This window comes from Arthrobacter sp. Dra40, assembly GCF_059091905.1.
In genome coordinates, this window is the sequence record NZ_JBNHHB010000191.1 from 1 (window position 1) to 9,722 (window position 9,722).

Annotated in this window: 7 protein-coding genes; 3 read left to right on the forward strand and 4 right to left on the reverse strand. The window is 67.0% G+C overall.

Annotated elements, in window-relative coordinates; all coding sequences use genetic code 11:
- Positions 1-272: 272 nt before the first annotated feature.
- Positions 273-1,157 (reverse strand): 16S rRNA (cytidine(1402)-2'-O)-methyltransferase, encoded by an 885-nt coding sequence (rsmI, locus tag AC5RWT_RS30535; RefSeq protein WP_494083481.1) that lies wholly within the window; start codon positions 1,155-1,157, stop codon positions 273-275.
- Between the two features lie 147 nt (positions 1,158-1,304).
- On the opposite strand from rsmI, the gene AC5RWT_RS30540 reads away from it, so the two are divergent.
- Positions 1,305-2,945 carry a dolichyl-phosphate-mannose--protein mannosyltransferase gene (locus AC5RWT_RS30540; RefSeq protein WP_494083482.1) on the forward strand — a complete coding sequence of 547 codons (1,641 nt, stop codon included), beginning with the start codon at positions 1,305-1,307 and terminating at the stop codon, positions 2,943-2,945.
- Positions 2,946-2,993: 48 nt separating this feature from the next.
- Complete coding sequence (locus AC5RWT_RS30545) at positions 2,994-4,802, forward strand: AMP-dependent synthetase/ligase (RefSeq protein WP_494083483.1); 1,809 nt, start codon at positions 2,994-2,996, stop codon at positions 4,800-4,802.
- Between the two features lie 117 nt (positions 4,803-4,919).
- Here AC5RWT_RS30545 and AC5RWT_RS30550 read toward each other — a convergent pair whose 3' ends face one another.
- Positions 4,920-6,257: a TIGR01906 family membrane protein gene (locus AC5RWT_RS30550; RefSeq protein WP_494083484.1), complete on the reverse strand. Its 1,338-nt coding sequence runs from the start codon at positions 6,255-6,257 to the stop codon at positions 4,920-4,922.
- 139 nt (positions 6,258-6,396) lie between these two features.
- Positions 6,397-7,389, reverse strand: a complete 993-nt coding sequence (locus AC5RWT_RS30555; protein WP_493968311.1) for a stage II sporulation protein M — start codon at positions 7,387-7,389, stop codon at positions 6,397-6,399.
- Positions 7,390-7,502: 113 nt separating this feature from the next.
- On the opposite strand from AC5RWT_RS30555, the gene AC5RWT_RS30560 reads away from it, so the two are divergent.
- Positions 7,503-8,306 (forward strand): RDD family protein, encoded by an 804-nt coding sequence (locus AC5RWT_RS30560; protein ID WP_494083485.1) that lies wholly within the window; start codon positions 7,503-7,505, stop codon positions 8,304-8,306.
- Between the two features lie 48 nt (positions 8,307-8,354).
- On the opposite strand, the gene AC5RWT_RS30565 is transcribed toward AC5RWT_RS30560, so the two are convergent.
- A complete protein-coding gene (locus AC5RWT_RS30565; RefSeq protein WP_494083486.1) occupies positions 8,355-9,599 on the reverse strand; it encodes a L,D-transpeptidase in 1,245 nt (414 codons plus the stop codon).
- Between the last annotated feature and the right edge of the window lie 123 nt (positions 9,600-9,722).

Below are 9,722 nucleotides of genomic sequence, written 5' to 3' on the forward strand. Positions count from 1 at the left end.
GCCGGTGGGTACTTTGGCGAGCAGTTCTGCTTCGCGGGCTGCGGTTTCAGCCATGGCGGTGCCTCCAAGTGTTCAGGATTGAGTCCGTGGGCGCAGTTGCCCGGTTTCCTTCACGGTAGGTGTTCCACTTCACGGGTGTAAATGCGAGGGTGCACTACGTTCGGCGGTCACTACTGTGCAGATCGACAATACCAATCCGAGCGGCGCCGGCCGGTCACGGGCCGTGCACATTACGACCTGCCCAGCCGGGTCAGGCCGGACCCGGGACCGGGTCAGCGCGCGTTGCCGGCGCGGGTGGCCAGGACCGCCGCGTAGAGTTCACGTTTACTGACCCGGGCATCGGCCGCCACTGCAGCTACCGCATCCTTGAGCCGGGCCCCCTGGGCGACCAGCGCGTTGACGGACTCCACATGGTCTTCGGGCCGTTCGGGTGCTGCGTCCGGCGCACCGGCCACCACCACGGCGATCTCACCGCGCACCTCCTGGGTTTCAGCCCACTCGAGCAGTTCGCGGACCGGACCGCGCAGGACCTCCTCATGCAGCTTGGTCAGCTCCCGGCACACGGAAGCGCGGCGGTCAGGACCGAACTCAGCATCAAGCGCCCGCAGCATGGCCGACAGCCGGTGGGGTGCTTCAAAGAAGACCATTGTGCGCCGCTCCGCCGCCAGTTCGGCAAGCCGCGCTCCCCGCTCCCCCTGCTTTCTGGGCAGGAATCCCTCGAAGGTGAAGCGGTCCGTGGGCAGCCCGGACAACGCCAGCGCCGTGAGCACAGCCGACGGCCCGGGCACGGCGGTGACCAGCACGCCCTCTGCCGCGGCGGCCTCCACCAGCCTGAAGCCGGGATCCGAGACGGCCGGCATGCCGGCATCGGTCACCATCACCAGAGTGCTGCCCGCACGGACAAGTTCGAGCAGGTCGGCGGTACGGGCTGCCTCGTTGTGTTCGTGGTAGCTGATGATCCGGCCGCTGGCAGTGATCCCCAGCAACTGCAGCAGTTTGTGCAGCCGGCGGGTGTCTTCGGCGGCGATTACGTCTGCGGTTTGGAGCAGCTCAACCAGCCGCGGCGAGGCATCCCGGACGTTGCCGATCGGCGTCCCCGCCAACACAATCTGCCCTGCCTGACGCTTCGCCGGTCCGCCCTTTTCCTGCTCATTCACATGCACAACCCTACCTGCGCCGTTCAGGCTTTCCCGGCGACTTCTATAGAGTCGGTATGTGCCCCACTGCAGCGAGGGCCGCTTCGCGGCAACCGACGTCCCAGACCGCTGCGCCGCGCACCCCTGCAACTACCGGCCGGTAACATAATGGCCGTGACGCAGACCACGCCCCGGCCCGCTGCTTCGGCGACCGGCGGAGGTTGGCTGGAAGCTCCGGGCCAGGCATTCAGCGAAGCAGTGCTGCGCCGCCGGCTGCTCGGTGTTCCCGCGCAGTTCGGCCACTGGGCGTGGCTGCTCCCGGTGCTCACCGCCGTCCTGGGCGGCGTGCTGCGCTTTTACCGTTTGGGCGAGCCGGGTTCCCTGGTCTTCGATGAAACCTATTACGTCAAAGACGCCTACTCCTATCTGCAGTCCGGTTACGAACGCAGCTGGCCCAAGGACGCCAACGACTCGTTTAACGCCGGCAATCCGGATGTCCTCCTCGATACTCCTGAGTACGTGGTGCACCCGCCCGTCGGTAAGTGGATGATCGCCGCCGGCATGTGGCTTTTTGGCTCCGACAACGGCTTCGGCTGGCGCTTCGGTGCCGCGCTGACAGGCACGTTGTCCATCCTGATCATCGCCCTGATCGCCCAGGCGCTGTTCAAGTCCACGGCGTTGGGCGGAGTCGCCGGCCTGCTGACCGCCATTGACGGCCACCATCTGGTCCACTCCCGGACAGCCCTGCTGGATATTTTCCTTATGTTCTGGGTGGTCGCCGCCTTTGGTGCGCTGCTGCTGGACCGCCGCGACGGACGGCGGCGGCTGGCGGCGAAGGTCGCCCGGTCCGCAGGCCCGTCCGGGGTGCCGCATCCTTCGCGGCTGCTGTACGGCCCGTGGGTCCTCTGGCGGCCGTGGCGGCTGGCAGCGGCCGTCTGCCTGGGACTGGCCGTGGGGACCAAGTGGTCGGCGCTGGCTTTCGTCGCGGCGTTCGGGCTGATGTGCGTCTTCTGGGATCTGGGCGCACGTCGGGTCGCCGGCATCCGGGAGTGGTTCTCCGCCGGGGTGATCCGCGACGGGGTTCCGGCGTTCTTCAGCATGATTCCGGTGGCGGCACTGACGTACCTGGCAACCTGGGCCGGCTGGCTGCGCTCCGACGATGCGTACGACCGGAACTGGGCCGCGTCCCACCCCTCTGCAAGCTGGGGCTGGCTGCCGGACTGGCTCCGCTCCCTGGCCGAGTACCACCGCAGCGCCTACACCTTCCACAACGGGTTGAATTCGGAGCACCCGTACGAATCCAACGCCTGGACCTGGCTCTTCATGGGACGCCCGACGTCGTTCTACTACCATGCAGAAGAAGCCGGCCACGGCGGCTGCCATGCGGCCACACGCTGTTCGGAGGCCGTCACGGTGGTCGGCAACCCGCTGATATGGTGGGCCGCTGCAGTGTCGCTCCTGGTGTTGCTCTTCTACTGGGCAGGGCGCCGTGACTGGCGTGCAGGTGCTGTGCTCGCGGGGGTGGCCGCCGGCTACTTGCCGTGGTTCCTGTACCCGGAGCGGACCACCTTCTTTTTCTACGCGATCTCCTTCGAGCCGTTCCTGGTGCTGGCTTTGACCTATGTGCTCGGGCTGGCCCTGGGCCGCCCGACGGATCCGCCGTGGCGCCGGCGGCAAGGCGTGCTGGTGGTGGGGCTGTTCGTAGCGGCGGCGCTTGTGGTGTCGGCGTTCTTCCTGCCGGTCTGGACCGCGGAGCTGATCGGCTACGACCAGTGGCGCTGGCGGATGTGGATGCCAAGCTGGATCTGAGGCAGGCAGCCTGAGACGACTTTTCCCAATGCAGAAAGTGAGCACGACGTGCGCGAAGCAGCGACCGACCTTTTGGCAGCCATGCCGGCCGGGTCCAACCTTACGGACATCCTGGTCGCCCGGCACCAACGCGACCCGCAGCGTGCCCTCTACGCCGTCAAACGCGACGGCGCATGGTCCGATGTTTCGGCCGCCGAACTCCTCGGACAGGTCAGCGCAGTCGCCAAGGGGTTGATGGCCTCCGGAATCGAAGCCGGGGACACTATTGCGGTGATGTCCAAGACGCGGTTCGAGTGGACCGTGGTGGACCTGGCGGGCTGGTTTGCCGGCGCCGTCGTCGTTCCCGTCTACGAGACGTCGTCCCCGCACCAGGTGCAGTGGATCCTGCAGGACTCGGCGGCCAAGCTGGTTTTCGTCGAGGACGCTGCCAAGGCCGCCGTGGTGCGCCAGGCCATGTCGGGACTGTCCGCCGGGCTTCCCGTCTGGCAACTGGACGGGGCGGCCGATGGTCTGGCTGAATTGAAGACCGTGGGAGCCGCCGTGTCCGACGAGGAACTTGAGCAGCGCCGAATTTCCCGCAGTATGGACGACGCAGCCTCCTTGGTCTATACCTCCGGAACCACCGGCCGGCCGCGCGGCTGCATCATCACCCACGGCAACTTTGCGGAACTCGCCGTCAACACGGTGGAGTTCCTGCCGGAGATTCTCAAGCGCCCGGACGCCAAGTCGCTGATGTTCCTGCCGCTGGCCCACGTCCTGGCCCGGGCCGTACAGGTGATCTGCCTGGCCGCCGGGGTGAAGATGGGCCACACTTCCAGCATGGCCGAGCTGATCGAGGACCTGGGTTCGTACCAGCCCACGTTCCTGCTGGTGGTCCCGCGCGTCTTCGAGAAGGTTTACTCCAGTGCCCGGCAGAAGGCGCACGACGGCGGAAAAGGGAGGGTTTTCGATGCGGCGGCGCAGACGGCGATTGCCTACTCACGGGCCCGGGATGAGCAGGCACGCGGCTCCGGCCCGGGACCAGGACTGGCGCTGAAGGCGCGGCACGCCGTGTTCGACAAACTCGTCTACGGGAAGCTCCGCGCGGCTTTCGGCGGGCATGTGGAATTCACCGTTTCGGGCGCGTCGGCGCTGAACCCCAAGCTCGCGCACTTCTTCACCGGCGTCGGGGTGCCCGTCCTCGAAGGCTACGGTCTGACCGAGTCCACTGCCCCTGCAGCGGTCAACCTGCCGCAGGCCAACAGGATCGGTACCGTGGGACTGCCGCTGCCGGGCACCACCATCAGGATTGCCGACGACGGCGAAGTCCTGCTCAAGGGAATCGGCATCACCGGCGGCTACCACAATAACGAGGCAGCCAACGCCGAGTCCTTCCGTGACGGCTTCTTCGGCACGGGCGACGTCGGCACCTTGGACGACGGCTACCTCACCATCACCGGCAGAAAGAAAGAGCTGCTGGTCACGGCGGGCGGGAAGAATGTGGCACCGGGCCCTCTGGAGGACGCCCTGCGCGAGCACCGGCTGGTGTCGCAGGCCGTGGTGGTCGGCGAGGGACGTCCGTTTGTCGCGGCCCTGCTCTGCCTGGATCAAGAGGGCCTGAACGGATGGCTCGCCTCGCGTGGCCGCGGCCCCGTTGGCGTGGCTGCGGCGGCACAGGACCCTGCGGTCATGGCCGAACTGCAGGAAGCAGTGGACCGCGCCAACCGGCTCGTCTCGCGGGCCGAGCAGATCCGAAAATTCACCGTCCTGGGACAGGATTTAACCGAGGCCTCCGGGCACCTGACGCCGTCGATGAAACTCAAACGGATGACGGTACTGGAGGACTTTGCCGGCCAGATCGACGGGATGTACAGCTAGTCCCGGCAGGCCGCCCTCCCGGCCGGCTAGAGCCAGCTGGCCGGGGACCGGGTCAGCCGCTCCGGCTGCCACCAGCCCGAAGCCGGGCGGCGCCGCCGGCAGCCGCCCGAACTCGGGTCAGTCCTGCTCCCGTGCAAGCAGGAGTTCATGCCTGCGGCGCTGTTCTTCGGCGGCTGCCGCACTCCGGTTCCGCCGGGTGCGCGTCGGCCAGGTCAGGGCCAGCACCAGCGAGGAAGCCATCAGCACCAGCAGGGCGATGACAATTCCGGAATCCATCCAGAACCGGGCAGGGAACAGACGGATCAGCGTGTCATCTACGAAGAAGGTCCAGGTGCCGTCGGCGAAGAAGATCCGGTGGAACTCCGTGAAGAACTGCTGCCAGTTGAGCGCAGCCAGGACCCCCAGCAGCAGGATGAGGATCAAGGTCGCGGCCGACCCGGCGAACAGGCCACGCCGGATACCGCCGTGGTAGCGGCGCCCCAGATAGACAATGGCGACGACTGCCAGGACGAGCATGACCGCTCCGGCAATCATGGTGGCGAGAAAGACTGACTTCACGTCGGCCATATGGCTGACCTCGGAATCCAGGAACAAGCTGCCGCCGTTGGGGCCGGACAGGTCGCCCAAGTACCGCGGGCCGGCGAAGTTCAGCAAATAGTCCACCGCATAGGAGCCGTAGGTCATCCGGTCCTCGGTGCTGAAGCCGAAACTGTCGGCGGGGAAACCTGGACGGTTGTACTCGGCCCACAGGAACAGTGGGGTCGCCACCAACCGGATGGCGCCGATGATCAGCAGCAGCGGGAACAGGACGGCCAGTACCACCTGCAGAATGCGTCCGGCCAGCGGTTTGGCGTTCATGGCCTCTTCACGCTCGGTCGTACGCCGGACGACTTCCGAACGCGGCGGGCGGATCGCGAGGGCACCCGTAGCCGGGTACGCGTCGCCGCCGGCGGCTGCCGTGCCATCGGGCTGCACCATTGGCTGCGCCGGTACCGGTTTCGGGGCGGCCGACGCTCCGTCGGCCGGGGTGCCCGGGCCAGCGCTCCGGCCCTCTGCGCCTGAGGCGGTCTCCTGCTGTTCATCCGGCTGCAGGCTGCCGCCCGCGGCACCCTTCGACTGCACCGGGACTGCCGCCGGCGAGGCTTGTCCTGCGGCTGCCGGTGCTGTTGTGCCCGCTGCGCGGGCGGGTGCCGATGCGGCGCGCAGTGGTTGGGTTTTGGCACTGTGCGCTGCGCCGCCGTCGGGCGCTGTTCCGGGACCCTCCCGCACGGCGCTTAGATCCGGAAGCCTGCTGGGCCGGCGCATGGGGAGCGGGTTGGCTTCGTCCCGGAAACGGCCGTTCACGGCAGGAACCGGCGGTGCGGGGGCGCGCTCCGGTTCAACGCCAGTGGCTTCTCCCGGCACTGCCCGGGCTCTGGGTCCGTCACTACCGGGTTTCGCGTCTTCGACTGCCACGTCCGTCGCCTCTTTCTGTACCGCTGGCCTCACTGATTATGAGACTACCGCTGGCCGGCGGTGCTTCGCGGTTGCCACCCCGGGCGCGGCCCCCTCCGGCTTCCCCCGCGGTGGCAACCGCCTGCGCGTCCGGCCACGCCTAGCCGGTGGCTGCGGTTTCCCCGGCATCGAAGCGGCCCAAGTCGCCGCGCTCCCCGGCCAGGTATGCCCGCCGTCCCACAACCAGCGTGTAGACCCAGTAGGCCGCCAGCACCAGGGCGCCGATGCCCAGGCGCAGCCAGTCAGGCAACGCACTGGGTGTGACGAAACCCTCGACCACGCCGGAGATCAAGAGCACCAGGACCAGCCCCAGCGCCACGGTGATCAGCGACCTGCCTTCCCTGGCCAGCGACGCCGCGCGGGTGAGCCGGCCGGGCGAGACCCAGGACCAGAAGATCCGCAGGCCGGCAGCGCCGGCAATGAAGATCGCTGTCAGTTCCATCAACCCATGCGGCAGGATGTAGATGAAAAACACGTCCAACCGGTCGTAGGCGGCCATCATCCCGCCGGCCATGCCCACGCCCTGGGCATTCATGAACAGAATGTAGGGCACCCACACCCCGGTGACGCCAAAGGCCACCGACTGCGCGGCGATCCAGGCGTTGTTGGCCCAGACCATGCCGGCGAACGAGGCGTTCGGATTCTCGGAGTAGTACTTGACGAAGTCTTCTTCTACGTACTGCCGGATCTCCTCGTTGGACCCCATCGCCTTGATAACCTCGGGGTTTCCCGCCACCCAGGCGCCGAACAGCCAGGCAACCAGGACGAACAGGGCGCCGATGGCCACGGTCAGCCAGCGCAGGCGATAGAACGCCGCCGGCAGGGACAGCACAAAAAACTCCGCCACGTCCCGGGCAAAGTTGGAGCGGGCACCGGTGAAGCGGGTGCGGGCGCGGGACAGCCTGGTGGAAAGCGCAGCGGACAGCTGGCCCTCGGCGGCCACGGACCGGATCATCGACAGGTGGGTGGAGGTGCGCCGGTAGAGCACGAGCAGTTCATCCGCCTCGGCGCCGGTGAGCTTGCGCTTGGCGCTCAATTCGTCCAGCCGTTTCCAGTCCTGCCGGTGCACGGCTGTGAAGGCATCAATATCCACGCCTTTAGCCTATCCGGCGCCGGCCCGGGGCGGCCGTCGCGGCGGCGCCCGCCGGCCCCCGGCTCGATAGAGTGGAACCGGGCGCGGCATTGACCGCCGAGGAAAGGGGTCCGATGAGCAACGTCATCACCGGCGAGGCGGTAGTGCTGGAACTGCGGCCGGCGTCGTTCGGCGTACGGGCCTTGAGCTCGATCATCGACGTGCTGGCCAATGTGATCCTGCTGATCGCCGCCTTCGTGCTGCTGGCCGAAACCCTGGATGTGGGTGTGGACGCCGCGGCTGCCCGGGCGCTGGCCATCGCCGTGGTGCTGTTCTTTCTGGTAGGCGTGCCCATTGCCGTCGAAACGCTGACCCGCGGCAAATCGCTCGGCCGCTGGGTCATGGGGCTGCGCATCGTGCGTGACGACGGCGGCGCCATCCGTTTCCGGCATGCGCTCATTCGGGGACTCGTGGCGGTCTTCGAGCTCTATTTGCTGCTCGGCTCGGTGGCGTTCATGGTGGCGCTGTTCAATGAGAGGTCCAAGCGTCTGGGCGACCTGTTGGCGGGCACCTACAGCATGCGCGAGCGCGTCGGGGTCATGCCCCGCCTCCTGCCGGAGACTCCCCCGCAGCTGGCTCCCTGGGTGAAGCTGGCGGACATGGGACGGCTGCCCGAGCCGCTGGCCCGCCGGGTGGTGCAGTTCCTGTCGCAGGCTCCCAAAATGATTCCGGCATCCCGCGCTCGGTTGGCCACCGCCTTGGCCAATGAGGCCTCCGGCTATGTCTCTCCGCCGCCGCCGCCGGGAACTCCGCCGGAACTCTATTTGCTGGCGGTCATGGCCGAACGGCGCGAGCGCGACTTTGCCCGGCTGTCGCGCCAGCACGAACGCGCCGCGCAGCGTGGCGCCCGACTGCACTCCCTGCCCTTCCAGGATTAGGCGCGGCCGCCAGGCCAGCCGGCGCGGCCCGGACGGACAGCTGAACCGCTAGCTCTTGTCCTGCGACGTCCAGGTCTTCCAGTTCACGTTCCAGTCCCCAAAGCCGTCCGTCGGATCCAGGAATCCGCCGTCGGTATTGCGGATGTCCACAATGTCCCCGGTGCGCATGGTTTCGTAGAAGTACCGGGCCCCGGCCTCTGACATTCCCACGCAGCCGTGCGAAATGTTGCGCACACCCAGTGCCGAGGGGTCAAGGGCGGTGTGGACGAATTCGCCGCTGTTGCTCAGGCGGCTGGCGTACTTCGCGTTGAACGGTTCGTACCAGTCGGGGTCGCCGGGTTTGAGCCCGATGCTGCGGGGGTTGAACGGCAGCGACTTGTGCATGTCCATGATCGGGTGGATGCCCTTGCTGGAGGGCCAGTTCGGGTCCCCGAGGGTGACCGGGAAGGTCTGGGCCAATTTGCCGGCCACGTAGATCTTCATGGTTTTGGTCTTGTTGTCCACGATGGCCCGGCGGTCGTCCAGGATGTTGACGGTGATTTTCTCGTCGTTCATCCCGATCATTTTGTTGCCGAATTCCACGCCGAAGAGCCTCATGTCCACGGTGACGGTGCTGTTTGGCGCCCAGTACTTTTCCGCACGGTAGCGGGCCTTGGTGTCCGAGTACCAGTAGAACTCGCCCTTTTGGCCGGCGGAGGTGGTGATCTTGATGGCCTTTTCCACCTTTTTCTTGTTCAGCACCGGCTCGCTGAAGTTGAACTCCAGAGGCTGGGCGATGCCCACGCTCTGCCCGTCCAGCGGATACATCCAGCCGTCGGCCTGATTGGGGGCCAGTACCGTGGTGAAGCTCTGCTGCTTGGCCGTCGCTGTGCCGGCGCTGTCCACCAGGGTGTAGCTGAACTCGTATTCGGTCAGGAAGTTCAGGCGTTCGGTGGCTTTCCATACGCTGCCGTCATCGGACAGTTTGCCGGCAACCGGTTCGCCTCCTGCCGCCGGCGCCAGCACCACGTCCTTGATGGACCCGTTCTTGGCGGTGATGGTGGCGACGGTGGCTGGATTGACTTCCACGGCCTTGTCTTCCGGTGTCACCCCGACGGACATCGCCTTGACGATCGGCTCCGAAAAGCCCGGGCGCTCGGCCGGAGCGCCACCCAGCACGCGGCTCAATTGCCCGGCAAAAGTCGGCGACGCGGCCGCGGCTGCAGTGACGGCTGCCGCAGCAGCAACCAACGCGCCGATAATGCACAGCAGCGCAATCTTCAGGCCCTTGTGCTTCTTTTTTTCCTCAGTCATCCCAACCCAAACTCACGAGACCTCACGGCATGGTGCTCGCCGCCCGGGCACGGCACTGCCCTGCTCCAATGGTAGGACGCCGCGCAGGCAGCACCGCGCCACAACGGGGTGAATCCGTCCAAC